We start from the raw sequence: 25,228 nt of genomic DNA, 5'->3' as shown, positions 1-25,228 counted from the left end.
ACCATGCAGCACTTTTCACTAGTCGTACAGCGCCGGCTGAGGCACGGTGGACACCGGACGAGCGAAGAGGGAGACGAAACGTGTTCAGCGGCGGACGTGGAACGTTGGTACGGATGGGCGTGCTCGCCCTTCTGTGGGGATCGGGCTTCCTCTGGATCAAACTGGCCCTGAACAACGGTCTGTCGCCCGTCCAGATCACCTTCACCCGCTGCGCACTGGGCGCACTGGTCCTGGTCGCGCTGTGCTTCTCCGCACGTCAGCGCCTCCCTCGCGCCCGTGCGACCTGGGGCCATCTCATCGTGGCCGCGTTCTTCTGCAACGCGTTGCCCTTCGCCCTGTTCAGCATCGGCCAGCAGACCGTCGACTCCGGAGTGGCGGGCGCTCTGAACGCGACAACTCCCTTGTGGTCCCTGCTGATCGGCATCGCCATCGGCGCGGAACGCCGACCCCACCCGGTCCGCCTGGGCGGGCTCCTCCTCGGATTCGCGGGCACGCTGCTGATCTTCGCGCCGTGGCAGCAGAGCGGACTCGCGAGCTGGGGCGCCCTGGCCATCCTCGCGGCGGCGGTGAGCTACGCCGTCGCGTTCGCCTACATGGGACGCAAGCTCACCGGCAAGGGCACCGCCCCCCTCGCGCTCTCCGCGGCGCAGCTTCTCACCGCGACGGGCCTGAGCACGCTCGCTCTGCCCGCCGGCGGCCTCGAGTCGGCGCACATCAACCTGGTCGGCGTGACCGCTGTCGTCGTTCTGGGGATCTTCGGCACCGGATTCACCTTTGCCCTCAACTACCGGCTCATCGCCGACGAAGGAGCGACCAGCGCCGCCACGGTCGGCTATCTGCTGCCGGTGGTCTCGATGGCGCTGGGCGCGATCGTGCTGAGTGAGGAGCTCACGTTCCGGGTCGTCGCGGGAATGGTCGTGGTGCTTGTGGGTGTCGGCCTGACCCGGTGGCGGAAGCGAACGCCGGTGCCATCGGCAGAGGTGACGGGGGAGACGTCGCTCAGCCGGCAAGCCGCGGCGTAGTGGTGCGGTGCCGGGCTCCCGGCCCGGCAAGCCGCACCACGAGGTAAGGGCCGTAGCGGCTTAAGCAACTGACCGACCGGACAGTCCATGCAACAATGCTCCGGCAGCCGCTACCCGCCGGTAACGTAGCCGCCCGCCCCGCCATGCCCTGCCCTGCCCAGCCGTCCCGCGAAGGCACACCGCGATGTCGTACTACCCTCCGCCGCCCTCATATCCCGAGCAGCCAGGACAACCCCACCACTCCTGGCAGGCGCCGCCCCCGCCCCCCGTGCCGCCGGCCGATCCCCGCCGCGAGATACGCGCGCTGAGCGCCGCGTACCAGCGCCTGCGTCGTGTGGCGAGCCTGACCGCCCTCGGGTACTTCGTGCTGTTCCTCCTGCTCTCCGCATATCTGCCGGGGCTGATGACCACCAAGATCACCGGTGGTCTCACCATCGCCCTCATGCTCGGCCTGATCCAGCTGCCGGTGACCCTCATAGCCGTCGCCGCGTACGAGAAGTCCGCGCGCCGCCGGGTCGACCCGCTCGCCGAAGCCGTACGTCTCCAGGCCGACCCGACCACCGAGGGAGCACGCCGATGAGCGGATTCGGCTCCGAGGCCCAGACCATGTCCTTCGTCGCGTTCATCGCGGTGATCACAGTGACCCTGCTGCTGTGCGTGATGACCGGGCCCGACCGCGAAGACCTGGACGAGTTCTACACCGGCTACCGCTCCCTGACCCCCATGCAGAGCGGACTCGCCATCGCCGGCGACTACATCTCCGCCGCGAGTGTGCTGGGCACCATCGGTGTCATCTCGCTGGTCGGCCAGGACGGACTTGTCCTCGCCCTCAGCACGGCCCTCTCCCTGGTGCTGCTGATGTTCCTGCTGGCCGAGCCCCTGCGTAACGCGGGCCGGTTCACCATGGGCGACGTACTCACCCGCCGCGCCCCGAGTCCCGCCGTCCGCATCACCGCATGCCTCGTCACGCTCACCGCACTCTTCCCGTTGCTGATCTTCCAGCTGGCGGGCGCCGGCGATCTGCTGGCCTTCGTCCTCGGCATGGACTCTGCCGGATTCAAGACCGTCTCCATCGTGATTCTCGGCCTGCTGATGATCATCTACGCGGCCATCGGCGGTATGAAGGGCACCGCCTTCATCCAGATCGTCAAGACCGTGGTGCTGTTCGCCGCGGCAGTCGCGATCGCCGCGCTCATCCTGCACCGCTTCGACTTCAGCATCCCCTCGCTGCTGGACGCCGCGGCACGCGGAAGCGGTGCGGGCGATGCCTATCTCACACCGGCGCTCCAGTTCGGCGGCGACGGACTCGACATGATCAGTGCCCAGCTGACCGTCGTCCTCGGCGCGGCGTGCCTGCCGCACATCACGATGCGTATGTTCAGCTCCCGCAGCGCACCCGCCGTGCGGCGCTCCATGTCCTGGGCCGTCTCCACCGTGGTCATCATGTGTGTGCTCAGCGCCGTGATCGGCTTCGGAGCCGCCGCGATCGTCGGCCGCCAGCAGATCACGGCCGCCGATCCGCAGGGAAAGACCTCGATCCTGCTGGTCAGTCAGGCGATCATGGGCACCGAGGTGTCCACCTTCGAGACGCTGCTGTTCACCGCGATGGCCACCGCGATCTTCCTGACGCTGCTGGCCTCCGTCGCCGGCATCACGCTCGCCTGTGCCAACACGCTGGCCCACGACCTCATCACACACGGTCTGCGAGGCAAGCAGGTACTGCGCGACAGCACCGAGATGACGATCGCCCGCACGACAGCCGCGGCAGTCGGTCTTGCCGCGATCTTCCTCGCGGCCGCTTCCCGGCACGTGAATCTGCAGGCGATGGTCACCCTTTCCTTCTGCATCGGCGCCTCGGCGGTCGCACCCGCCCTCGTCTACAGCCTCTTCTGGCGTCAGTACAACCGCACCGGGCTGCTGAGCACCCTCATAGGCGGCGCGCTGAGCGTCCTGATTCTCATCACCGGCACCACGCTCGTCTCCGGATCCCCCCAAGCCATCTTCCCGGACGACGACTTCACCTGGTTCCCGTACACCACCACGGGCCTCGTCTCCATCCCGGTCGGATTCCTCGCCGGCTGGCTCGGCACCGTGCTCACCCGCAACAAAACGAGGGTCGGCGGCCTGCCGGAGTACGACTACGACGCGGTCGAGGCCTCGATCCTGGCCGACGCCGCACCGCCCCGTGGATGATCACTGGTGACCACGCGACAGCGTCGCGCGCCCAAGAATCGGAGTCGTACCCATGGCACGCACTTTCACCGTTTCGGACAGCATCGTCATCGACGCCGACCCGTCGACGATCTACGCGCAGGTCAGCAACCCTGCGCTGATGGGCCGCTGGAGTCCCGAGAACCGCGGCGCGGCGGTGCGCGACGGCCGTGAGCAGGCGTACGTGGGTATGGTCTTCGACGGTTACAACAAGCGAGGAGCCCTTCGCTGGACGACGCGGTGCACGGTGACCGCGGCGGATCCGGGTGAGCGGTTCGCGTTCCGGGTGCACGCCATAGGCAAGCGCCGGCCGGTGATGCCCGGCCGTATCGCCACCTGGGAGTACCGCTTCGAGGCGGTCGACGGCGGGACCCGGGTGACCGAGACCTGGACCGACGACCGGCGGTCCTGGCCGGACTTCCTGGCCCACGCGTTCGACAAGGCCGCAACCCGCGGGCACACGTTCGCCGACTTCCAGCGCCGGAACATCCGGACCACGTTGCGCAATCTCAAGACGGCGATGGAGCCGACGGCCGCCTGACCGACGTCTGCGCCCTCGTCCGGCAAGGGCGAGGGCTCGACCTCAGCCGGTGGGGAGCCCGGCCGCGGAGCTCGCCAGCGCGTCCAGCACCGGCCGGATCAGCGGGTGCAGCTCCGCTCCGCGGCGTACGGCGGCGAACACCCGGCGGGTCGCGGCCGGGCCCGCCACCGGTCGTACGACGGTGTCCTTGAGCTCCATCCCGCGCAGCGCAGAGCGCGGCACCAGCGCCACGCCTGCGCCGGCTCCGGCCAGCGCGACGACGGCGCGGAAGTCGTCCGAGGAGTGCACCAGACGGGGCTGGAATCCGGCGAGTTCGCAGGCGAGCAGCACCATGTCGTGGCAGGGATTGCCGGGGTAGGGACCGATCCAGTCGCTGTCCGCGAGCTCGGCGAGCTCCACCCGATCGCCCGCGCCGAGAGGGTGGTCGGCGCGCAGGACGGCGTCGAAAGGCTCCGCATACAGCGGCACGCGGGCCAGCCGCCGATCGCCCTCGCCGGGTGCGCCCCGATACTCGACCGCGACGGCCAGATCCGCCTCGCCGTCGAGCACCAGCGGCAGGCTCTCGTCGCCCTCGGCGTCGCGTACCCGTACCCGGATGTCCGGATGGTCCACGGCGAGGCGCCCTATGGCCGGGGCGACGACCTCGGCGATGCCCGTGGCGAACGCGGCGACGGTGACCTCACCGGCCGCGCCGCCCGCGTAGGCCGCGAGCTCCGCCTCGGCCCGCTCCAGCTGCGCGAGCACGGCATGGGTGTGGGCCAGCAGGATCTCTCCCGCGGCCGTCAGCCGTACGCCCTTGCCGCTGCGGATCAGCAGGGCATGGCCGGTCTCCTGCTCGAGCGCGTTGAGCTGCTGGGAGACGGCCGAGGGGGTGAGGTACAGCGCGGAAGCCGCGGCGGTCACCGTTCGGTGGTCCGCCACGGCCCGCAGGATACGCAGCCGCCGGGGGTCGATCACCCAGCCATTTTGCCAGCCTCAGTCAGCCCTTCAGCGCCTGGCGTGCGTCGATGAATGCGGCGACGGCCCGCTCCACGTCCTCGGTGGAGTGCGCGGCGGAGAGCTGGACCCGGATCCTGGCCTGGCCCATCGGGACGACGGGGTAGGAGAAGCCGATGACGTACACGCCGCGCTCCAGCAGGAGTTCGGCCATCCGGCCGGCCTCTGAGGCGTCGCCGATCATGACGGGGGCGATAGCGTGGTCGCCGGGCAGGATGTCGAAGCCCGCCTCGGTCATCTTGGTACGGAAGAGGGTCGTGTTCGCGTTCAGCCGCTCGCGCAGATCGCCGGCGGACTCCAGCAGGTCGAGGACCTTGAGGGAGGCGGCGGCGATCACCGGGGCGAGGGAGTTGGAGAAGAGGTACGGGCGGGAGCGCTGGCGCAGCAGGGCGACGATCTCGGCGCGGGCGGCGACATAGCCGCCGGAGGCACCGCCGAGCGCCTTGCCGAGGGTGCCGGTGATGATGTCGACGCGATCCATGACGCCGTGCAGCTCGGGGGTGCCGCGGCCGCCGGGGCCGACGAAGCCGACGGCGTGCGAGTCGTCGACCATGACCATGGCGTCGTAGCGGTCGGCGAGGTCGCAGATCTCGGCGAGCGGAGCCACATAGCCGTCCATGGAGAAGACGCCGTCGGTGACGATGAGGCGGCGGCGGGCGTCCTGAGTCTGCTTGAGCTGCTGCTCCAGGTCGGCGAGGTCTCGGTTGGCGTAGCGGTGGCGGCGGGCCTTGGACAGCCGGATGCCGTCGATGATGCTGGCGTGGTTGAGGGCGTCGGAGATCACCGCGTCCTCGGGGCCGAGGACGGTCTCGAAGACACCGCCGTTGGCGTCGAAGCAGGAGGAGTAGAGGATCGTGTCCTCCTGGCCGAGGAACGCCGACAGGCGCGCCTCGAGCTCCTTGTGGACGTCCTGGGTACCGCAGATGAAGCGGACGGAGGCCATGCCGTAGCCCCAGCGGTCCAGCGCTTCCTTGGCGGCGGCGACGACCTCGGGGTGGTCGGCGAGGCCGAGGTAGTTGTTGGCACAGAAGTTGAGTACGTCACCGGAAGCGACGGACACGGAGGCGCTCTGCGGCGTGCCGATGACGCGCTCGGGCTTGTAGAGACCGGCGGCGCGGATCTCGTCGAGGGTGGTACGGAGATCGTCGCGGACGGACGCGTACATGGTGGGGCTCCTTACGAAAAAGCTCGGACGAGAGGCTCAGACGGTCCAGTCGAGGATGATCTTGCCGCTGCGGGCGGTGGCAGCCTCGTCGAAGGCTGCGTCGAAGTCCTGGTAGCCGTAACTGCCGGTGATCACCGGGCTGAGGTCGAGTCCGCTCTCGAGCAGCACGGTCATCGCGTACCAGGTCTCGAACATCTCACGGCCGTAGATCCCCTTGATCGTGATCATCGAGGTGACGATCTTCGACCAGTCGACGGCGAACTCCTGCGCGGGCAGGCCCAGCATGGCGATACGTCCGCCGTGGGTCATGTTGTCGACCATGTCCCGCATGGCTTCCGGGCGGCCGGACATCTCCAGGCCGATATCGAAGCCCTCCTTGAGTCCGAGCCGCCGCTGTGCTTCGGCGATATCGCTCTGGGCGACGTTCAGCGCGAGGGTGGCACCGGCCTTGCGGGCCAGCTGGAGCCGGGACTCGCTCACATCGGTGATCACGACATTGCGCGCGCCGGCATGCCGGGCGACGGCGGCGGCCATGATCCCGATCGGTCCCGCGCCGGTGATCAGTACGTCCTCGCCGACCAGCGGGAAGGAGAGCGCGGTGTGCACAGCGTTCCCGAACGGGTCGAAGATCGCGGCGATGTCCAGGTCGACCTTCGTCCGGTGCACCCACACATTGGAGGCGGGCAGCGCGACGTACTCGGCGAAGGCACCGTCGCGGCCGACGCCCAGGCCGATGGTGCTACGGCACAGATGACGGCGGCCGGCGAGACAGTTGCGGCACTTGCCGCACACCAGATGCCCCTCGCCGCTCACCACGTCGCCGACCGCGATGTCCTCGACGTCCGCGCCGACGCGGGCGACTTCACCCACGAACTCGTGGCCGAGGACGCGGGGCGTGGTGACGGCCTGCTGGGCCCAGCCGTCCCAGGACCTGATGTGCAGATCTGTGCCACAGATCCCGGTGCGCAGCACCTTGATCAGCACATCGCCTGCGCCGGTCTCCGGCTCCGGCACGTCCATGAGCCACAGCCCGGGCTCGGCATGCTGCTTGACAAGTGCCTTCATCGGGGCGGCTCCAGGCATCGTGGTGGGGCTGACCGGAGACAGTGCCGACGGCACCGGTCAGTGGACCTGCACCAATGTGCCCAGCTGTGACTGCAGAGTCCATCGAGGATTTCTTAAGCGGGCCAACAGCAGAGCTTCATGCAGGTCGGCCGGGTGAGAGCAACACGGTGTACGGCGAACGGGGACCGCACAGTGCAAGGCTTCCCGGAACTCCGGCTCCGCCCATTGGATCAGCTCCGGGTCTCGGTCGCACCTCATCGGGGGCCGGCACGTGCTGCTCAGCCGTACCCGCCGCGGTTACTCGCGCGGGGATCTGCTCCCCGCCTGGTCCGGGTGTGAGCCTGAACGAGGACGTCGGGGAGCACCTGGCCGGGCCGGCGGGAGCGCTCGTCAGCCGCTTCGCGGCGGTCGCGGTCCGCTCCCGGGGAGCGCGCGGCTCGATGCCGGTGCCCTTGACCGCCTTGGCGAACTCGGCGTCGAACCGCTCCTGCCGAGCGCGCGGCCGAGTTTCGCCGGCCCGCAAGCGAGACGGTTTCATCTGCGGGCCCGAGGGCGACGTTCCTCCTCGGCATCGCTGCTCGCTGTGCTGGTCAGGATCGCGCTTGCGACAACGTCGAAGAGGCGATCGGCGCGTGGCGCGAGCGAGGGTTGATCGCCGAGCCAAGCGAGCATGGCTACCAGCGCGAACAAGTCGTCGCCGTCTATATCGGTCCGCGCCATGCCCGCGGCCTGGGCGCGGGTGAGGAGCCGCGCACCGGCTGCGCGCAGGGTGACGCACGAAGCGTGGAGTGCGGATTCGGTGTCCTCGATGGCGGCTGCCATCAGCACGGTCACGCCCCGATACTCGGTTGTCCACGCGACGCAGTCGCGTAGCCACGAAACGAGAGCATCGTCGGGCGAGCTCGACGTTTCGAGGGCGCCTGCCTTAGCGGTCAGCTCGTCGAAGTTCGTGCGGAGCAGGGCATCGAGCAGCGCCTCGCGCGTCGGGAAGTGACGCAGCAGCGTCGCGAGCCCGACATCGGCCCTGCGCGCGATGTCGCGCAGTGACACGTCGACGCCTTGCTCGGTGAGGGCGGTGCCCGCTACTGCGAGCAGGTGGTCGCGGTTCTTCCTGGCGTCGGCCCGCATCTGTCCCTCTTGACTTCCGGATCAGTGGTCCATATATTCGGATCAGTGGTCCGGAAAAACGGACCATCGGTTCACTTAGTTTACCCCGCGAGAGACGCAGGAGAGAGCTGTGCCGAAACAGACCATGAAAGCGATCCGGCTGCACGAGTTCGGCGGCCCTGAGGTGCTGCGTCATGAGGAGGTGCCGGTTCCCGACCCGGGGCCGGGTGAGGTGCTCGTGCGCGTGCACGCGGTCGGCATCAACCCTCCTGACTGGTACGCGCGCGAGGGAATGCCCGACCTACCCCCCGAGCTCAAGCCCCCGCTCCATCTCCCCCTGATTCCGGGGACCGACGTCTCAGGCGTCGTGGAAGCCGTCGCCGCCGACGTCAACGGCTTCGCGGTCGGAGACGAGGTGATCGGCCTTCTGCGCTTCCCCACCGTTCTCCAGAGCAGCGCGTACGCCGAGTACGTCACCGCGCCGGCGTCCGACCTCGCCCGCAAGCTGGCCGGCATCGACCATGTGCACGCCGCCGCCCTGGTCATGTCGGGGTTGACGGCGTGGCAGTTCTTGATCGAGCTCGGGCACGATCATCCCTCGCCGTTCCAAGAGGCCCAGCACCGTCCGATGGCACTCGACAGCGAGAGCACGGTGCTCATCAACGGCGCTGCCGGTGGCGTGGGGCACCTCGCTCTCCAGCTGGCCAAGTGGAAGGGGGCCCGCGTCATCGCCGTGGCCTCCGGCGCCCACGAGACGTTCCTGCGCGAACTCGGCGCCGACGAGTTCATCGACTACACGAAGGAGCGGCCCGAGGAGATCGTCCGTGACGTCGACCTGGTCCTGGACACCGTCGGGGGTCCCGACAGCAGGCGCTTCCTGCGCACCCTCAAGCGCGGCGGGTCCCTCTACCCGGTGTACTTCGGCCAGTTCGACGACGAGGAGAACGCGGAGCTGGGTGTCACGGTCACGGCCGTGACGGTCCGCTCGAGCGGCGCGCAGCTCGCCGAACTGGAGAGCTTGCTTGACGCGGGGAAGATTCGCGTCGCGATCGACAGCACGTTCCCGCTCGCGGATGCCCGGGCGGCGCACGAGCGCGCCGCCCGAGGGCACATCCAGGGCAAGATCGTGCTCACGGTCGCTTAGGAACGAGCCGTTTCACCGACGCGTCCGGCCCCCTGCCCTGGCGGCCGTGCACCCGTTGCACCAGTGACGCACTGGACGCGTGAACACCGGCCTCAAGGAACCGTGAACAACTGCCTCAAGAAACAAGGACATCCCCATGGATCTGAAACTCGAAATGATCGTGCTGCCCGTCGCCGACGTCGATCGGGCCAAGACCTTCTACGAGGCGGTGGGATTCCGCCTGGACGTCGACTACACGGCCAGTGACGACTTCCGGGTGGTGCACTTCACCCCGCCCGGCTCCGAGTGCTCGATCATCTTCGGCGAAGGGATGACCCCCATTGCCCCCGGCTCGTTCCAGGGCCTGTACCTCATCGTCTCCGACATCGAAGAAGCCCGAGCGGAGCTCACCGGCCGCGGTATCGAGGTGACGGAGGTGTTCCACGACGCCGGAGGGCTGTTCCACGGCCACGAGGCCGGAGGTGTCGTCCACCAGGGCGCAGGCCAGGAGCGCCTGGCCGGCCCGCACCCCGATCGCGCCTCCTACGGCTCCTACCTCACCTTCAGCGACCCGGACGGCAACGGCTGGGTGCTCCAGGAAGTGACGCAGCGCGCCCCCGGCCGCTGACACCACACCAACCACCCACCCGAGTTACCGAAGCAGTGATGAACGGAGCAGTGATGAACGAGACAACCCGCACTTACGACGTGGTCGTTATCGGCGCAGGGCCGGTCGGCGAGAACGTGGCCGAACGCGCCCGCGCCGCGGGCCTCAGTACCGTGATCGTGGAGCGTGAACTGCTCGGCGGGGAGTGCTCGTTCTGGGCCTGCGACCCGAGCAAGGCGCTGCTGCGGCCGGTGGTGGCACGTGCCGACGCGCGCCGCGTACCCGGGTTGCGCCAGGCGGTGACCGGGCCGCTGGACGTCGAGGCGGTCCTCGCGCACCGCGACAAGATGTCCTCGTACTGGAAGGACGAGGACCAGGTCGACTGGCTGGATTCGGTCTCCGTCGATCTCATACGCGGCCACGGCCGGCTTACCGGTCCCCGCCAGGTGGCGGTGCAGACTTCCGAGGGCGACACCGTCCGGCTGACCGCCCGGCACGCCGTGGCCATCTCCACCGGCACCAGCGCGGCCCTGCCCAACATCCCCGGACTCGACACCGTACGCCCCTGGACCAGCCGCGAGGCCACCACCGCCGACCGGGTACCCGGCCGTCTCGCCGTCGTCGGCGGAGGCGTCGTGGCCGTCGAAATGGCCACCGCCTGGCAGGCCCTCGGCTCCCAGGTGACCATGCTGGCCCTCGAGAACGGGCTGCTGCAGCGGATGGAGCCGTTCGCCGGCGAACTGGTCACGGATGGACTGCGCGAAGCCGGCGTCGACATCCGGTTCGAAACCTCCGTGACCTCCCTGTCACGCGAGGACGGCGAAGTACGGATCACCCTGGCAGACGGCGGGGAACTGGCCGCGGACGAGATCCTGCTCGCCACCGGCCGAGCCCCGCGGACCGCGGACGTCGGCCTGGAGACCATCGGTCTCACCCCGGGCGACTGGCTGACCGTGGACGACACCTTCCGGGTGACCGACGTCACCGACGGCTGGCTCTACGCCGTCGGCGACGTCAACCGCCGTGCACCGATGACACACCAGGGCAAGTACCAGGCCCGGATCGCCGGCGCCGTCATCGGCGCCCGCGCCAACGGTGAACCGGTCGACGACACTCGATGGGGCGCGCACGCCGCGACCGCCGACAACACGGCCGTACCGCAGGTCGTCTTCACCCACCCCGAGGTCGCATCCGTCGGCCTCACCACACGCGACGCCGAGCAGACCGGACGCCGGATCGAAGTGGTGGACTACGACCTCGCACACGTCGCGGGCGCACACCAGTACGCCGAGGACTACCGCGGCCACGCCCGCATGCTCATCGACGTGGACCGCGGCACCGTGGCCGGGGTCACCTTCGCCGGCCCCGGCGTCGGAGAACTGCTGCACTCCGCCACCATCGCCGTCGCCGGCGAGGTACCCATCGAACGGCTCTGGCACGCCGTCCCCGCCTTCCCCACAATCAGCGAGGTCTGGCTGCGACTGCTGGAAACCTACCGAGGCTGAGCTTCAGCCTCACCGTTTCATCGGGGGACGGCAGCTGATGGGGCGAACCCGCGAAAGCGCCTTCCTGACCTAAGACGATGAACCTTGTTGAGGGGTTCTGTCGGTCCAAGCGGAGGGCACTTCCCCCGGCCCCGCCCGGACACCGAGATCCCCAGCGCACAACCATGATCGATCTCGGCTGCCCACAGCTCGGGCCGTCGAGATCTCCGCGTTCGTCCCCGCGGCCAGCATCGACCCCATCCAGATCGGCGACTCGTACTACCTGTCCGCCGAGGGCGTGGCGGCGAAGCCGTACAACTCTTGAGACAGGCCCTCGAGCGCAGCTCCAAGGTGGCCGTGGCGAAGTTCGCGCGGCACGGCCGGGAGCGCCTCGGCCTACTGCGGGTCAAGGACGACGTCATCGTGCAGTGGAACCCGGTGCCCACCCGACGCGACAGCCGGGCCCGCAGTCTGTCCACTACCAGTCCGGCCAGCCGAATCAGGCCGCCGAAAGAACTCACGACCCGTCACGAAAGTTCGAGGTCAGTGCGTTTACGAACTCTCGACATCCGGGTGGGCCCGTGCCACCGCTTCCTACGAAGTCCAGACCCCCGGCGGTGCAGCCACGGGACGCACCCCGGGGTTCTTCCCGGGTGCATCGTGTACCCCATCGGTCTAACGTGGAGATGTAGGTGGCACGGGGTTGACACTGCAACAAGCTGCCCAAAGATGGGCACTTCGCCGCCTGGGAGCAGCCGGAACTCCTCGTGGAAGAGTTGCGCACGGCCTTCCGCTCCCTCCGGTAGACCGTGCCCGACCACGACACATGCCCTCGCGCGGCGGGGCGTCAATACCGAGCCGCTCGGCCGCCCAGAGCTGCGCGGCCACGTCTTCCTCATGGATTTCTGGGCATCGGGCGCAGGAGAACGATATGAGCACTCAAGAGCAGGGCGGCGCACAGGGCGGCGTCAAAGAGCCGACCGTGGATATGAAGATCGAGGTCCACATTGTCCCCGTCGCTGACGTCGACCGTGCCCTGCGCTTCTACCAGAGCCTGGGATGGCGGCTCGATGCGGACTTCGAGGCCGGCCCTGAATTCCGGATCGTTCAGCTGACGCCGCCTGGGTCGGAATGCTCGATCATCTTCGGCCGCGGGGTCAACTCCGCGCCGCCTGGATCCGCAGAGGGCTACCTCGTGGTCTTCGACCTCGACAAAGCCCGCGCCGACCTCTCCAGCCGCGGTGTTGAGGTAAGCAAGATCTTCCACAAGGTCTACGACACCGGCACTGAAGTACGGGTCGACGGCCGCGATCCAGACGGCCGCAGCTACGCCTCCTACGCCTCGTTCAGCGACCCGGACGGAAACGGGTGGGTGCTGCAAGAAGTGCAGGAGCGACTACCTGGACGGTGACGACTCAGAAAGCTTTTGCCGTGGACGTAGCCCGCGTTGACAGAACTTCTGCACGCGACGGCGGGGCACCATGGCCCGTACGAGGCATCCGCCCCCGAGCACCACTGGCCGGCTCGGTGCTGCTGGTCGAGACGATCCGAAGTCCGGTCTGGACGAGGCGATATCGGCAGCGTCGGCGCCGTAGCGCAAGCCGTCCCTTTGCACGATCGTCGACCACGGCCAGCCCGGACCCGGGGAGCCAGTGGCCGCCGTGCTGCGAGAGGCGCCGTCCAGTCGGCCGCACATCGTCCGTGATCCGAGTGGTCTGGTGCCTGTGGCTGTTTGGGTGCGGGCAGCGGCGGGGATTGCGTGGAGCATGATCCGAACCATCGTGCGCGGCTGCGCAGCGGGGGCCGCGGGGACGACCGCATTGAACGCCGTGTCCTATGCCGACATGGCTTTGCGCGGCAGGCCCGCCAGCACTGTGCCGGAAACCTTGGTGGACACGATCGCTACCCGGATGGGGCTTCCGCTCCGGGACTCGGCCGAAAAGGGCAACCGGCTCATCGGTCTCGCAGCGGTGACGGGTATCGCCGTGGGAAGCGGGACGGGCGCCGCTGTATCGCTGGTCCACCGGACAGGCGCTCGGATGCCCCTGTGGTTGGGAGGGGCTCTTACCGGAGCGTTGGTGATGGTCGTCGCCGACGTGCCGATTGCCCGCCTCGGGATCAGCGATCCTCGCACCTGGTCAGTCGGCGACTGGGCCTCGGACGTGGTACCGCACCTTGTTTTCGGCCTGGTCACCTACGGCCTGGTGACCGCATGGGATCAGTAGCCGTGACCTTCGCCGCCACCATCTGACCTGCTTGGTGGTCTGCGCAGCCTCGGGCCTGCGCGACATCCCTGGGAGAGCCCTGATCTCGGGGCAATCGGCCCGTGGTCCTGCCCTGGCCGCCTTGGCCCGGCCCCGGGAATTCGGCGGCACGCTTCCACGCGTATCGAAATGATTGCGAACGGACCTGCGGCTCGCGATGCTCAAGCTCGTTCACCAACGGAAGGACAGGAACAACTTGGTGAAGAGGACCACGGCGGTGGCTTCGGTCGCCGTTGGCGCAGTCGCTGCCGGGCTGCTGAAGACCGGGGCGGCATCCGTCCGGGCGGCCCTGGGGCTGCCGGGCGACGAGCGTGGCGGTCTGCCGGTTTCCGCGGAGTGCTGATCGGGGGCCGCGGCACGGCGGATCGCCGCTGATCCGGCGGGGCCTCTCGCATATCCGGGTGCTGCCATCGGGCATCCCGCGAGAGGCCCCGCCAGGTGCATTCGGGCGGGGCGACCGAGCTCCTTGCGGAACGGGTCGAGCACATTGCCGCCGAGGATCTTGCGGATGGTGTCCTCGGGCAGACCGCGCCGGTGCAGTGCCTCGGTGCGACGTGCGTCAGTCGATTCCGCGGGCGCTCCGGGCATGGTCTGCCGTGCCGCCCGGCTGACGTGCAACGCGCGCGTCGAGGAGGTCGGGAAGGTGAGCCCTGGACGTTCCGCTCCTGTGCTCGGCCAGGGTTTTGAGCTGCTCACGCAGCTTCTGGTTCTCGGTGTACAGATCGGCGAGTGCCCTGACCTTCGTACGCACCACCCATGGATCGACGGGCTTGACCAGGAAGTCGGAGACGCCGAGGTTGTAGGCACGGGCGGCCAGTTCGTCGTCCCTGCCCAGTCCGGTCATCAGCACGACGGGCAGATTCCTGGTGTGATCCAGTCGTTTGAGATAGGAGAGCACTTCCAGGCCGTCCATCCGCGGCATGACGACGTCGAGGATGACCACTGCGATGCCGCCGCGCAGGACGTTCTTCAGCGCTTCGTCACCGCTGTGTGCCCGTACCACCGGACGCCCCACAGGGCGCAACAGGCTCTCTATCGCGAAGAGGTTGTCCTCGCGGTCGTCCACCACAAGGATCTTCAAGACACAGCCCGCATCCCTAGACCTCCCTTGTCAGGCGGCCACATCAGCGTACGCCGCACGCTGCGGCGAGGGCGGCCCCGTCCGTGTCCTTCGGCTCCCGCGGGGCTTCGGGGATAGAGGCAGTATGAAGCCTCGGGCAGTGCGAAGCACCCGACGTGGACGAGCCCTTGTTGTCCGGCGCTCCCGTACCGGGCTCTGCGTCGCCGTCAGGCCACGGTGCTCGCCCTCCTGAACCGCAGGCGCGTCAACAGACCGCCACGGTACGGATTCCGGCGCACCGGCAGTAGTCGCGCGCCCCTCGGGACGGTCCCGGAGACGGTCCGGGGCTCGGCCTTGGGGACAGGGCGTGGCGCGGGGCGGAGCTCTCGCGCCTCCCGCAGCGCCTCGGCCAGGCTCACCCGGTGCCAGAGAATCTCGTCCGGATGGTCCGCCAGGAGCAGCCGCTCCACCACTTCGCGCCCGGCCGGCGACTCCGGGCGCCCGGGGACGAGTTCGGGCCGGAGCACGCGCAGATGTGAGCGTTCGTACGGATCGGTCGCCACCTCGGACACCGCGACCGGGTCGAGCACGGAGGCGATCGCCGCCGCGCGCTCCCACGGATCCGCGGTCCTGCGCAGCAGCAGCCCAAGACTCCGCCCCCGCCAGTTGCGTGCGCGCCGGTCCTCACCCGCGTCCAGTACGGCTCGCAGCGCCGGCGGGGTTCTGCCGCTGAGGAGGCCGGGATGGGCGAGGGCGAACTGGCAGACCTCTTCGGCCAGATAGAGCCAGACGACCGCGCGATAGCGGTTCAGATAGAACCGGACCGGGGTGAAGTGGCCTGTGCGGGCGAGCCGGGCGAAGCGCGCCGGGCTGATCGAGATGAGCCGTGCGCCTTCCACCGTGCCGACGGTCCGCACCCGCTCCCGCAGCGTGCCCGGGAATCCTTCCTTCCCGCGCAGCCGGTCGATCTCCTGCTGCTCGACCCTCGGCGGGCGACCGCTCTCGCCGGCTGTGGTGCGAAGGTGCCCGAGCTGGACCGCGAGATCGAACTCGCCCCGCTTCAGATCCAGTTCCTGAGAGGCCCGGCCCAGCGCCAGGCTGCGCGTAGCTGCTTGCTTCACCGTCATGACGGTCTCCCCCGTGAGGTGTGAATACTCTCGGTGACGACCGTAGCCCGAACCAAGCACATTCCGCCCGGCCTGTGGATAACTGCAGACCGGGCGCTGTCGAGCAGGGTTCCTGCAGGTCAGCGGGGGTCGCCACCCGGCTGCCTGGCGGCAACGCCCAGATGCTCGCCGACCCGGTTGACCATCAGCGTCATCTCGTACGCGACCAGGCCGACGTCGGCGTCGGCGGAGCTGAGTACACACAGGCAACTTCCGTCGCCCGCCGCGGTGACGAAGAGCAGCGCTTCGTCGAACTCGACCATGGTCTGGCGTGCCTTGCCGGCCCGGAAGTGGCGTCCCGAACCCCGGGCGAGGGAGTGCAGACCGGAGGAGACCGCGGCGAGGTGTTCCGCGTCTTCACGCGCCAGACCCGTGCTGGCCCCCGTCACCAGGCCGTCGTTGGACAGCACGAGTGCGTGCCGTATGTGTTCGATCCTGTTGGTCAGGTCGTCCAGAAGCCAGTCAAGTCCCTTGTCCAACGCCATGTTGGTCCTCCCCGCTCATACGTTCCCCGTGTCCCCGTTGTTGTCCGTAAGCCTTTCGTACGAGGGGCGGCACGGCAAGGTGCGGCTAGCCGACCGAATCCAGGAGCCGGGCCGTATGCATCCGCCCCGCGTACTCGACGAGTCGTACGAGCACCTCCTTTCCCGAGTCCCGGTCGCGCGCATCGCACAGCACGACAGGAGTCCCTCGTTCCAGGTCGAGAGCGCGTGAGACTTCGTGCGCGCCGTACGTGCGTGCGCCGGCGAAGCAGTTGACCGCGACGACGAAGGGGATCCGGCGGTGTTCGAAGTAATCGACGGCGGGGAAGCAGTCCACGAGGCGCCGCGTGTCGGCGAGGACGACTGCTCCCAGCGCTCCCTGGGAAAGCTCGTCCCACAGGAACCAGAAACGGTCCTGCCCCGGAGTCCCGAACAGGTAGAGGGACAGACCCGAGCGAATGGTGATGCGTCCAAAATCCATGGCGACGGTCGTGGTGGTCTTCTTGTCGACTCCCCCGGTGTCGTCGACCGTGCTGCCCGCCTGGCTCAGCTGTTCCTCCGTACGCAGCGGCCGTATCTCACTGACCGAGCCGACCAGAGTGGTCTTGCCGACGCCGAAGCCACCGGCGACGAGTATTTTCAGCGCGAGGTCGGTCGTCTCCCCGCCACTGTTTTCAGAGCTCTCGGAAGCCATGTCATTTCTCTCAAGAGTGAGCCCAAGATATCCAGCCCGCATATGAAACTCGCAGGTCAGAATGGTCTTTGAGGTCTCGGTCAGCTGATTCTCGGCGTTGGTCCATGCCAGTACGCAGACAGCATGGCAAGCGCGGCCCTGTCCCGAGGGAAGGGATCGCTATTAGCGCGTTGTGACTGATACGGGTCCACTCGATGCCCGAAACAGCGCGCAATTCGATCCTGTCCCGGCGGGGCACGGGTGGATATTCGCTGGCGGGCGCGGGCGCCGGTGTTGAGGATCGGGTCATGCCCACATTCCTGGTGACCGATCGTCTGGCGCTTCGCCCGTTCAGCGAGGCCGATGTGGACCATCTGCTCGACCTCGACAACGATCCTGAGGTCATGCGTTTCATCAACGGAGGCCGCCGGCCGACGACGCGGGAAGCGGTCCGTGCCGGGTCCCTGCCCCGCTTCCTCCGTCACTATCCGTGTATCGACAACCGCGCGTTCTGGGCGGCCGAGGAGCGGACCACGAAGGAGTTTCTGGGCTGGTTCGTCTTCCGGCCGCTGGACGCCCACGGCAGTGCGGTGGTCGAACTCGGCTACCGGCTCGGCAGGGCCGCATGGGGCCGCGGCTATGCGACGGAAGGCTCGCGCGCGCTGATCCATAAGGGCTTCTCCGAACTCGGCGTGGAGCGGGTGGTCGCGAACACGATGACGGCCAACGCCCGTTCGCGCCGCGTGATGGAGAAGGCGGGCCTCACCTACGTCCGGACCTTCTTCGATGAGTGGCCCGACATCATCGAAGGCTCCGAGCTCGGCGATGTCGAGTACGAGCTGACCAGGGCCGACTGGCAGCTGAGCAAGAGTCCTTGAGCGGCTCGAGGCTGGATCGGCTTCATGGGGTCAGCGGGTTCGGCGGCCGGCCCTACAGAGCCCGCAGGCCTGCGATCACCTCCCTGAGGATCTTCTCGTCGGGCAGCTGCGTCGGCGGCACGGGACGGCTGACCCTGATATAGCCCGCTTCGAGCAGATCGCCGAGGAGAACGCGTACGACACCGACCGGGAGGTCTGCGTCGGCAGCGAGTTCCGCGACGGACTGCGTCTCGCAGCGGCAGAGGGTGAGCAGCGCGCGGTGTTCGGGCCCGAGGAGGGACTCCTCCGCCGGGCCGGGTGCATCGGCGGCGATGTCGACGAGGGCGATCAGGTCGAACCGTACGTTGCTGGGACCCGGCTTGGTCCGCCCGCCGGTCATCGCGTACGGGCGGACGAGCGGGCCTGCGTCGGCGTCGTACCACTGACTGCCGCACATATCAGCCATGTCGGTCACGTCGTTCACGCCGTCACATCGCGGTGATGCGCGGCGGGGTGCGCAGATGCTCGCCGACGCGTTTGACGAGGCGGGCCATCTCATAGGCGATCAGGCCGATGTCGGCGACGACAGAGGTGAGCACGGCGAGGCAGGAGCCGTCTCCCGCGGCCGCCACGAAGAGGAAGCCGTCGTCCATCTCGACCATCGTCTGGCGTACGCCGCCGGCGTGGAAATGTCGCCCCGCGCCCTTGGCCAGGCTGTGGAATCCGGAGGCGACGGCGGCCAGGTGCTCGGCATCCTCGCGGGTCAGCGCCGTCGATGCGCCGACCGGCAGGCCGTCGTTGGACAGCACGACCGCGTGGCGGACTTCGCCGACCCGCAGTACGAGGTCGTCCAGCAGCCAGTCGAGGTCGCCGAAAGTGTGGCGGGCTGCGGCTGGCTCGTGCTCGGTCATGCTTCGTCTCCTTCGCTGCCGGGGTCGGCCGTGCCGGGGGCGGCGCCGCCGCCCCGGGTCCAGCCGTTGCGGTATGCCGTCATGCGGTCCCGTACCTGTTCGGGGGTGCGTTCCGGGCTGTCGTCGGCGCCCGCGAGATCAACCGGCTCCTCGGCCTTGGGCTCCTCGCGCAGTTGCGGGACGAGGTGCGCCTGCCTGACCCGGCGCGGCAGTTCGCCGTCCGCGGTCTGCGGCGGGGCGCCGCGCAGGCGCAGCGCGGTGACGCCGGGCGGGACGGGGGTCACGGTCTGCGCTTCGAGCACCGGTCGTGGCGCCGGGGCCGGGACGGGTGTGCCGTTGGTGCGCGGGGCGGGCTCGGTCGGCGCGGCCGCGGGTTTGCCGTCGCCGGGGCCCGGGGCGCCGCGGGTGCCCGGCGGGGCCGAGAGGGCGCTCTGCAGCAGCGAGGTCGGCAGCAGCACCACCGCGGTGGTACCGCCGTACGGCGAGGTGCGCAGCTGGACCTTGATCTCGCGGCGGAAGGCGAGCCGGCTGACGACGAAGAGGCCGAGCCGGTCACTGTCGAAGAGGTCGAGTGCTTCGGACTCCGCCAGTCTGCGGTTGGCTTCGGCGAGAACGTCCTTGCCCATGCCGAGGCCGCGGTCCTCGATCTCGAGGGCGTAGCCGTTGCCGACGGGCTCACCGCTGATGCGCACCTTGGTGTGCGGCGGGGAGAACTGAGCGGCGTTCTCGACGAGTTCCGCCAGCAGATGGGTGACGTCGGCGACGGCGGTTCCGGCAATGGCGGTCTCGGGCAGTTGCCGCACCTCCACGCGCGCGTAGTCCTCGATTTCTGAGACGGCGGCCCGTACGACGCTGGTCAGCGGGACGGGCGTGCGCCAGGCTCGCCCCGGCGCCGCGCCGGACAGGATGATCAGGCTTTCGGCGTGCCGCCGCATACGGGTGGTGAGATGGTCGAGGCGGAAGAGGTCGCCGAGTTCGTTCGGATCGTCGGCGCGGCGCTCCATGGTGTCGAGCAGGGTGAGCTGGCGATGGACCAGGATCTGGCTGCGGCGCGCGAGGTTGACGAAGACTCCCGAGATGCTGCCGGCGAGTTCGGCGCGTTCGACGGCGGCGCTCAGCGCGGCCCGGTGGACGGTTCTGAGTGCCTCGCCGACCTGGCCGATCTCGTCCTCGGCGGGGCGTCCCGGCGGGGCTTCGGCCTGGACGTCGATCTCTTCGCCGGTGCGCAGCCGGCGCATGGCGTGGGGCAGTTTGTGCCGGGCGATCTCAAGTGCGGTGTTACGCAGGCTGATCAGTTCTACGACGAGGGCACGGCCGATGCGTACGGAGATCACCAAGGAGGCGACGACGGCGGCGAGTCCGAGGAGCACGGCAGCTCCGGCCGGGGTGAGGATGCCGTTCGCCACCGGGTCGGACCGGTCTGCTGCCGCGCGGCGGGCGTCCGTCTCGATCGCGCGCAGCCCGTCACCGACGGCCGCGTGGGCCTTGTCCCAGGCTTCGGCCGGGACGATCTGTGCCGCCTGGTGGCCTGCGGGCGCGGCGAGCACCTTGTCCTCGGCCGCCTGAAGCTGCCGGTAGGGGCTCTGGTGAGTGAGTTCTCGCCAGGCGGCGCGCTCGGGGCCGCGTAGATCGGTGACGGCCGATTCGGCGAGGCTCCGGCGGGTCCAGACGGCTCCGGTGAACAGCCGCTGCCGGTCCACGCCGAGGGACTTGGTGAGCTGCGCGGACGTGAGCAGAGCATCCTCCCGGGCGAGCATCTCGCCGGCCCGGGCGAACTCCAGGAGGACGCGGGCGTCGGAGCCGGGCCCGGTGTCCTGGATGCCGGTGAGTGCGCCGGAGACGCTGAACGCGGCGGTGACGGCGGCGGTGTACTGCTCGTAGGTCGCGTTCCAGGTGGCCTTGCGGTCGAGGACGGCGGTGCGCAGGTTACGCAGTTTCTCGGCGCGGGTGACGAATTGGTCGAGGCGTCCCGCGACGGCGGCCGGCATGTCTCCGCCGGCGGCGACCGTATGCTCGCCGTCGAGGTACAGCCCCTTCAAGGCGTCGTCGGTGCGCCGGGCCTCCTGCTGGAGTGCGGCCGCACGCTCGTCGGACGGTGCCGCCACCTGGCGTACCGCTGCGCGCCGTTCGGCTTGCAGAGCCGCGACGGCGGCGGCGACGGGTTCGCGGACCTGGGTGTCGACGCGCTGCAGCTGGCGCAGTCGCGACACGTCCTGGGCGGTGGTGACGGTGGCGAATCCCCAGAGCGCGAGCAGCGAGACGACGGGCACCATCAGCAGAGAGATGATCTTCGCGCGTACCGTTCCGGGGCGCAGCAGCCATCGACCGCTGGTGTCGGCCGGGGGCTGGGGTGCGTCGGTCCGCAGCACCTGTCCGGTGTGTTCGACGGCGGGCGGCCCGGCATGTGCGCGTCGTCCGCGGGCTGCCGCCGCGGATGCGGGCGGCAGTGGGGGCGGGGGCGTGTTGGTGTCGGCGCCCGAAGTCCTGCGGGGTGTGCGCATGGCCTCCTCGTTCCGGGTACGGGGCTGGGGGTGCGGCGGCAGCCGGGCCTGCTAGGCGGTGGCGGTCGTGGTGGTGCTCGGGGGACCGTTGGTGCTTGAGGGTTCGGCCGCAGGGGCAGGGGCGGATGCGGGGTCGGTGGCGGTGGCGGTGGCGGTGGCGGTGGCGGTGGCGGGGTCGGTGGCGGTGGCGGGGTCGGGGTCGGGGTCGGATGTGATCGGCCGCCCGGCCGAGGTATAGGCGGCGTGCTCGCGTGCTGTCGGGGAGAGCGCGACGAAGGCGGCGGTGACGAAGAGGTACGACCCGAGGCCGACGGCGAGGGGGAAGATGAACTGCATCGCCGCGGCCCCGGGCAGTTCGCCACCGGAAGGGGCGACCCGCACGCTGACCGCGAGCATTCCGGTGTAGTGCATGCTGCTGACCGCCGCTCCCATGACGAGCGAGGCGACGGCGACCGCGACCGGTGACTTGATGTTGAGCGCCGCCCACAGGGCCGCGGTCGCGGCGACCACGGCGATGACGACGGAGAGCGCGACGAGCAGCGGGTCGTAGTGGACCGAGCCGTGCAGCCGCAGGGCGGCCATGCCCAGGTAGTGCATGCTGGCCACGCCGAGCCCCGTGGTGAGGCCGCCGATCAGCAGTGCTGTGACGCGATCACGCCCGAAACCGACGCAGAAGACGCCGGCGCCGACGACGAGCATGGCGACGAGCAGGCTGAGGATGGTCAGCGGCACGTTGTAGTGGATGTCGGTGCCGGTGACGGCGAAACCGAGCATCGCGACGAAGTGCATCGTCCAGATGCCGGTGCCGATCGCGGACGCGGCGGTGATGAGCCAGTTGCGGCGGGAGCGGCCGCTCATGCCGAGCGCGCGTACGGTGCAGCGCAGCCCGAGGGCGGCGCCGATGACGGCCATCGCGTACGACAGCACGGGGGTCAGCAAACCGAATGCAGCGTGGTCCAGGTGTCCCATGGCTCATGGACGCTAGACCCGGAGGGGGCGCGCGCTGAGGGCGCATTTCGAAAGCTGATGGAATATGACAGAGAGATGTTTCTGAACGATCGTGCCGCGCTCGAACATGTGCACCGCCGGTCGCCCAGGCACTGAGGGATCATGTCCTCATGGCCGACGACCACACACATGTGCAGGGGTTCTTCAGCGCCCGCGCCGCCGACTGGGACGCGCGCTTCCCCGACGACGGTCCGGCTTACACCGCCGCCGTCGCCGAGCTGGGGCTGCGTCCCGGCGACGCCGTGCTCGACGCAGGCTGCGGCACCGGCCGCGCCCTTGCTCCCCTGCGGTCCGCCGTGGGAGCGCAGGGCACGGTGCTCGGGGCCGATCTGACACCCGCGATGCTGGAGACAGCGGTACGCGCGGGGCGCCGGAGCAGCGGACTGCTGCTGCTCGCCGATGTGGCCCGGCTGCCGCTGCGCGACGAGTCGCTCGACGCCGTGTTTGCTGCGGGCCTCATCGCCCACCTTCCACAACCGGACGTGAATCTGCGGGAGTTGGCACGGGTCGTACGACCAGGCGGCAGGCTCGCACTGTTCCACCCCATCGGCAGGGCGGCCCTCGCTGCCCGCCAGGGCCGGCAGATCACCGAGGATGACCTGCGCGCCGAGTCCAGTCTCCGCCCGCTGCTGGCCGGTTCGGGCTGGCGGATGACCTCGTACGTGGACGAGGACGCCCGCTTCCTGGCCCTGGCGGTCCGTCAGGACTGAGCCGTCAGAGCTGAACCGTCAGGACTGAACCGTCAGGACTGAGCCGTCGGCTACCGCTCGTACGAACGCCGCCGAATTGTCGAACATGACGTTGTGACCGGCATCCGGGACGGTCAGCACTCGTACTCCACAGGCCACCAGCTCCTCGTGACCAGGTAGTTCACCGCTGCGCGCGCCCTGCAGGTATGTGCGGTCCACCGGCAGCTCCATGAGCATCCGGCGCATCGTGGGGCGCGTACCGCTCATCAGTCCCGTCGCACTGCGGTACAGGCCGAGCGGGTCCGCCAGGCGCATGGTCGCCGACCAGACAGGACCGACCCGCTCGAGTACGCGCGCGAATCCGCCGCCGTGGACGAACTCCTCCTCGCCGTATGTGGCGATTCCGCTGCTGCCCGCCGTCACCGGCGGGTTCGGGTCGAGATTGCCCTCCGTGACCACCATCCGCGCCACCAGATCCGGGCGACGGTACGCGAGCACGATGGCGACAGCACCTCCCATGCTGTGCCCGACGAGCTCTGCGCCGCGCACACCGGCCGCGTCGAGTGCGGCGGCGAGCGCGGCCGCGTGGTCCTCCAGCGTGTAGCCGAAGTCCGCCGGCCGGTCGCTGAGGCCGTGTCCGGGCAGATCGACGAAGAGCGAGCGGCGGCCGGTCAGTGCCGGGTGGGCGGCGATATGCGTGTAGTACGCCGACGAAGCCGCGCCGAGCCCGTGCACAAATACCCTCGGCGGCCCCTCGCCCGCCGCCTCCGTCCAGCGAATGAGGCTGCCCTGCGCGTCGAATCGGGCCTGTCGCACTGTCGCTCTCCCCTGCTCGTCGATGCCGTGCTCTTCCGTCTGTTCCGTGTGCAACATACCTCGGCGTCGATGTATTGCGCTACCGATGTACACCGCTCTTGCGGCAGAATGCAGGCATGCTCGAGCTCGCTATCCTCGGTTTTCTCTGTGACGCCCCGCTCCACGGCTATGAACTGCGCAAACGCATCACCGCACTGACCGGGCATGTGCGGCCGGTCGCCGAGAGCACGCTGTATCCCGCGATCAAACGGCTCGAGAAGTCAGGTCTGCTCGCGCGCGAGACCCAGCCCGGATCGGTCGCCGCGCCCCGCCATGTCCTGAGCCTCACCGCCGACGGGCGGCGTGAGCTGCGGCGTCGGCTCGCAGAGCCGGCGCAGAGCGAAATCACCGACGAGAACCGGTGGTTCACCCTGCTCGCATTCCTGCGGCACCTCGAGGACACCGAGGCGCAGGCGACGGTACTGCGGCGGCGGCTGGAGTTTCTGGAGGAGCCGGCCAGCTTCTTCTACGAGGGTGAACGTCCCCTGCGTGCCGAGGAGTTGGACGATCCGTTCCGCCGCGGCATACTCACGATCGCCCGCGCCACCAGTGAGGCGGAGCTGAAGTGGTTGCGGACCACGATCCGCTCCCTTGCCCAGGGGCGCTGACGCCGGGCGCGCAGCACGCGCCGTTCCCCTTGCGGTCGCCGCAGGTCCAACTTCGCGCAGGGATGCAAGACTTGAAAGATCGGCGGCAGCCGCCGCCCTGGAGGAAGGTGGTCCGGGTGTTCAGCAGACTCCGCAGGCTCCGCAAGTTCCTCGCGTACCGCCCGGACGAAGCACCGGTCGCACGACCTCCGGCGCGGCAGCACAACATATTCGAGGCCGCGGCGGTCTATGTGTCCGGGTGCGCGGACGACGATCAGGAGCAGATCGACGAGGCGGTGACCTGGGTGTCCCCGGAGGCGCTCTCCTTCGGCGTCAGCGAACTGGCCTGCCGCGCGGTCATCGCCCTCGCCCGCGAGCGGGACGAGTCTCCGCAGACCGTGGCGCGTAGTCTCCTCGGCCTGCCCGCCGCCTGACATCGGAACCCGACAGGTCGTAGCGGGCGAGGGCCTCGGCCGGGCTCAGCCCCGTGCGCTCGGCATGGTCGAGCCGTTCCTTGACCTCGCGCAGGGTCCGCGGCCGGTAGCCGGGGCCGCCGCAGCAGCCCTGCCGGAAGCGCAGGCCCGCGCCGAGCACGGTCGACAGCGCCCGCCAGCCTGCTACGTCCCGGCGGCGCGGCACGGCGAGAGCGGAGCCCGCGTTCAGCAACGGGCCGCCGCACCGCGGGCAGAGATCGGTGCGGGCCCTGAGGTAGTCGGGTGCCTTCTTGAAGGAAGCCCGGCAGGGCAGGCAGATGAAGTGGGACGTGGATCCGGCCATGGGGCGATGCCAGGACCCCGGTGCGGAACAGGCCGAACCACTTTCGTGCCGTGAACTCTCGACGTCCGGGTTACCCA

The 25,228-nt window shown here is 69.3% G+C and carries 27 protein-coding genes and 1 pseudogene; 15 read left to right on the top strand and 13 right to left on the bottom strand.

The annotated features are described in order from the left end of the window. Positions 1-113: 113 nt before the first annotated feature. The 4 genes from AB0D12_RS19320 (at position 114) to AB0D12_RS19305 (ending at position 3,774) form a co-directional block, all read left to right on the top strand. Complete coding sequence (locus tag AB0D12_RS19320) at positions 114-1,022, top strand: DMT family transporter (protein WP_362684097.1); 909 nt, start codon at positions 114-116, stop codon at positions 1,020-1,022. A gap of 184 nt (positions 1,023-1,206) precedes the next feature. Next, entirely contained in the window at positions 1,207-1,602 is a 396-nt protein-coding gene (locus AB0D12_RS19315; protein ID WP_327327636.1) for a DUF485 domain-containing protein, read from the top strand. Next, positions 1,599-3,215 carry a cation acetate symporter gene (locus AB0D12_RS19310; RefSeq protein WP_362683894.1) on the top strand — a complete coding sequence of 539 codons (1,617 nt, stop codon included), beginning with the start codon at positions 1,599-1,601 and terminating at the stop codon, positions 3,213-3,215. The genes AB0D12_RS19315 and AB0D12_RS19310 overlap by 4 nt, the downstream gene beginning before the upstream one ends. Before the next feature lie 52 nt (positions 3,216-3,267). Next, positions 3,268-3,774, top strand: coding sequence for an SRPBCC family protein (locus AB0D12_RS19305; protein ID WP_362683891.1), 507 nt, complete (start codon positions 3,268-3,270; stop codon positions 3,772-3,774). A 42-nt stretch (positions 3,775-3,816) separates the two neighbouring features. Here the strand turns inward: AB0D12_RS19305 and AB0D12_RS19300 are convergent, their stop codons facing one another. The 4 genes from AB0D12_RS19300 to AB0D12_RS19285 all read right to left on the bottom strand — a co-directional run bounded on the left by AB0D12_RS19300 (position 3,817) and on the right by AB0D12_RS19285 (position 8,128). After that, complete coding sequence (locus AB0D12_RS19300) at positions 3,817-4,731, bottom strand: LysR family transcriptional regulator (RefSeq protein WP_362683888.1); 915 nt, start codon at positions 4,729-4,731, stop codon at positions 3,817-3,819. Positions 4,732-4,753: 22 nt separating this feature from the next. Next, positions 4,754-5,935: a glycine C-acetyltransferase gene (locus AB0D12_RS19295; RefSeq protein WP_362683885.1), complete on the bottom strand. Its 1,182-nt coding sequence runs from the start codon at positions 5,933-5,935 to the stop codon at positions 4,754-4,756. A 36-nt stretch (positions 5,936-5,971) separates the two neighbouring features. Then, entirely contained in the window at positions 5,972-7,000 is a 1,029-nt protein-coding gene (tdh, locus tag AB0D12_RS19290) for an L-threonine 3-dehydrogenase (protein WP_362683882.1), read from the bottom strand. Between the two features lie 534 nt (positions 7,001-7,534). Next, on the bottom strand, positions 7,535-8,128 hold the full coding sequence (locus AB0D12_RS19285) for a TetR/AcrR family transcriptional regulator (RefSeq protein ID WP_362683879.1): 594 nt from the start codon (positions 8,126-8,128) through the stop codon (positions 7,535-7,537). Between the two features lie 109 nt (positions 8,129-8,237). Here AB0D12_RS19285 and AB0D12_RS19280 point away from each other — a divergent pair, with 109 nt between their 5' ends. The 7 genes and pseudogenes from AB0D12_RS19280 to AB0D12_RS19250 all read left to right on the top strand — a co-directional run bounded on the left by AB0D12_RS19280 (position 8,238) and on the right by AB0D12_RS19250 (position 13,928). After that, positions 8,238-9,251, top strand: coding sequence for an NADP-dependent oxidoreductase (locus tag AB0D12_RS19280; protein WP_362683876.1), 1,014 nt, complete (start codon positions 8,238-8,240; stop codon positions 9,249-9,251). A gap of 136 nt (positions 9,252-9,387) precedes the next feature. After that, positions 9,388-9,858, top strand: coding sequence for a VOC family protein (locus AB0D12_RS19275; protein WP_362683873.1), 471 nt, complete (start codon positions 9,388-9,390; stop codon positions 9,856-9,858). A gap of 53 nt (positions 9,859-9,911) precedes the next feature. Next, positions 9,912-11,342: an NAD(P)/FAD-dependent oxidoreductase gene (locus AB0D12_RS19270; RefSeq protein ID WP_362683870.1), complete on the top strand. Its 1,431-nt coding sequence runs from the start codon at positions 9,912-9,914 to the stop codon at positions 11,340-11,342. Between the two features lie 178 nt (positions 11,343-11,520). Continuing rightward, positions 11,521-11,747, top strand: a pseudogene (locus AB0D12_RS19265) (Ku protein); the annotation flags it as partial. Between the two features lie 505 nt (positions 11,748-12,252). Next, positions 12,253-12,732 (top strand): VOC family protein, encoded by a 480-nt coding sequence (locus tag AB0D12_RS19260; protein ID WP_362683867.1) that lies wholly within the window; start codon positions 12,253-12,255, stop codon positions 12,730-12,732. Between the two features lie 355 nt (positions 12,733-13,087). Continuing rightward, the gene (locus AB0D12_RS19255) at positions 13,088-13,546 is read left to right on the top strand and encodes a hypothetical protein (RefSeq protein ID WP_362683864.1); all 459 of its coding nucleotides are present in this window, start codon (positions 13,088-13,090) and stop codon (positions 13,544-13,546) included. A gap of 238 nt (positions 13,547-13,784) precedes the next feature. After that, complete coding sequence (locus AB0D12_RS19250) at positions 13,785-13,928, top strand: hypothetical protein (protein ID WP_362683861.1); 144 nt, start codon at positions 13,785-13,787, stop codon at positions 13,926-13,928. 216 nt (positions 13,929-14,144) lie between these two features. Here the strand turns inward: AB0D12_RS19250 and AB0D12_RS19245 are convergent, their stop codons facing one another. The 4 genes from AB0D12_RS19245 to AB0D12_RS19230 all read right to left on the bottom strand — a co-directional run bounded on the left by AB0D12_RS19245 (position 14,145) and on the right by AB0D12_RS19230 (position 16,987). After that, entirely contained in the window at positions 14,145-14,666 is a 522-nt protein-coding gene (locus AB0D12_RS19245) for a response regulator (RefSeq protein ID WP_362683858.1), read from the bottom strand. A 206-nt stretch (positions 14,667-14,872) separates the two neighbouring features. Continuing rightward, positions 14,873-15,772 (bottom strand): DUF6397 family protein, encoded by a 900-nt coding sequence (locus AB0D12_RS19240; RefSeq protein WP_362683855.1) that lies wholly within the window; start codon positions 15,770-15,772, stop codon positions 14,873-14,875. A gap of 119 nt (positions 15,773-15,891) precedes the next feature. Beyond that, positions 15,892-16,296 (bottom strand): roadblock/LC7 domain-containing protein, encoded by a 405-nt coding sequence (locus AB0D12_RS19235; protein ID WP_362683852.1) that lies wholly within the window; start codon positions 16,294-16,296, stop codon positions 15,892-15,894. Between the two features lie 85 nt (positions 16,297-16,381). Next, positions 16,382-16,987 (bottom strand): ATP/GTP-binding protein, encoded by a 606-nt coding sequence (locus AB0D12_RS19230; RefSeq protein ID WP_362683849.1) that lies wholly within the window; start codon positions 16,985-16,987, stop codon positions 16,382-16,384. Positions 16,988-17,274: 287 nt separating this feature from the next. Between AB0D12_RS19230 and AB0D12_RS19225 the strand changes: the two genes are divergently transcribed. Further along, entirely contained in the window at positions 17,275-17,844 is a 570-nt protein-coding gene (locus tag AB0D12_RS19225; protein ID WP_362683846.1) for a GNAT family N-acetyltransferase, read from the top strand. Positions 17,845-17,896: 52 nt separating this feature from the next. Here AB0D12_RS19225 and AB0D12_RS19220 read toward each other — a convergent pair whose 3' ends face one another. Genes AB0D12_RS19220 through AB0D12_RS19205 form a run of 4 tightly spaced genes read right to left on the bottom strand, consistent with a single transcriptional unit; the run spans position 17,897 to position 22,204 of the window. Beyond that, positions 17,897-18,289, bottom strand: coding sequence for a DUF742 domain-containing protein (locus AB0D12_RS19220; RefSeq protein ID WP_327328588.1), 393 nt, complete (start codon positions 18,287-18,289; stop codon positions 17,897-17,899). 22 nt (positions 18,290-18,311) lie between these two features. Then, entirely contained in the window at positions 18,312-18,734 is a 423-nt protein-coding gene (locus AB0D12_RS19215) for a roadblock/LC7 domain-containing protein (RefSeq protein ID WP_362683843.1), read from the bottom strand. Next, positions 18,731-21,235: an ATP-binding protein gene (locus AB0D12_RS19210; RefSeq protein WP_362683840.1), complete on the bottom strand. Its 2,505-nt coding sequence runs from the start codon at positions 21,233-21,235 to the stop codon at positions 18,731-18,733. Before AB0D12_RS19210 ends, AB0D12_RS19215 begins: the two co-directional genes overlap by 4 nt. 51 nt (positions 21,236-21,286) lie before the next feature. Next, positions 21,287-22,204, bottom strand: a complete 918-nt coding sequence (locus AB0D12_RS19205; RefSeq protein WP_362683837.1) for an MHYT domain-containing protein — start codon at positions 22,202-22,204, stop codon at positions 21,287-21,289. 149 nt (positions 22,205-22,353) lie between these two features. On the opposite strand from AB0D12_RS19205, the gene AB0D12_RS19200 reads away from it, so the two are divergent. After that, a complete protein-coding gene (locus AB0D12_RS19200; protein ID WP_362683834.1) occupies positions 22,354-22,953 on the top strand; it encodes a class I SAM-dependent methyltransferase in 600 nt (199 codons plus the stop codon). An 18-nt stretch (positions 22,954-22,971) separates the two neighbouring features. On the opposite strand, the gene AB0D12_RS19195 is transcribed toward AB0D12_RS19200, so the two are convergent. After that, a complete protein-coding gene (locus tag AB0D12_RS19195) occupies positions 22,972-23,748 on the bottom strand; it encodes an alpha/beta hydrolase (protein WP_362683831.1) in 777 nt (258 codons plus the stop codon). 116 nt (positions 23,749-23,864) lie between these two features. Here AB0D12_RS19195 and AB0D12_RS19190 point away from each other — a divergent pair, with 116 nt between their 5' ends. Both AB0D12_RS19190 and AB0D12_RS19185 read left to right on the top strand, forming a co-directional pair. Continuing rightward, positions 23,865-24,395, top strand: coding sequence for a PadR family transcriptional regulator (locus AB0D12_RS19190; protein ID WP_362683828.1), 531 nt, complete (start codon positions 23,865-23,867; stop codon positions 24,393-24,395). 107 nt (positions 24,396-24,502) lie between these two features. Beyond that, positions 24,503-24,808: a hypothetical protein gene (locus AB0D12_RS19185; protein ID WP_362684094.1), complete on the top strand. Its 306-nt coding sequence runs from the start codon at positions 24,503-24,505 to the stop codon at positions 24,806-24,808. The last annotated feature ends 420 nt before the right edge of the window (positions 24,809-25,228 follow it).

Origin of the sequence: Streptomyces sp. NPDC048479 (genome assembly GCF_040651435.1) — a bacterium.
In the GTDB taxonomy this organism is placed as follows: Bacteria; Actinomycetota; Actinomycetes; order Streptomycetales; family Streptomycetaceae; genus Streptomyces.
The sequence above is the reverse complement of the archived record's forward strand: the minus strand, read 5'-3'. Positions and strand labels throughout refer to the sequence as shown.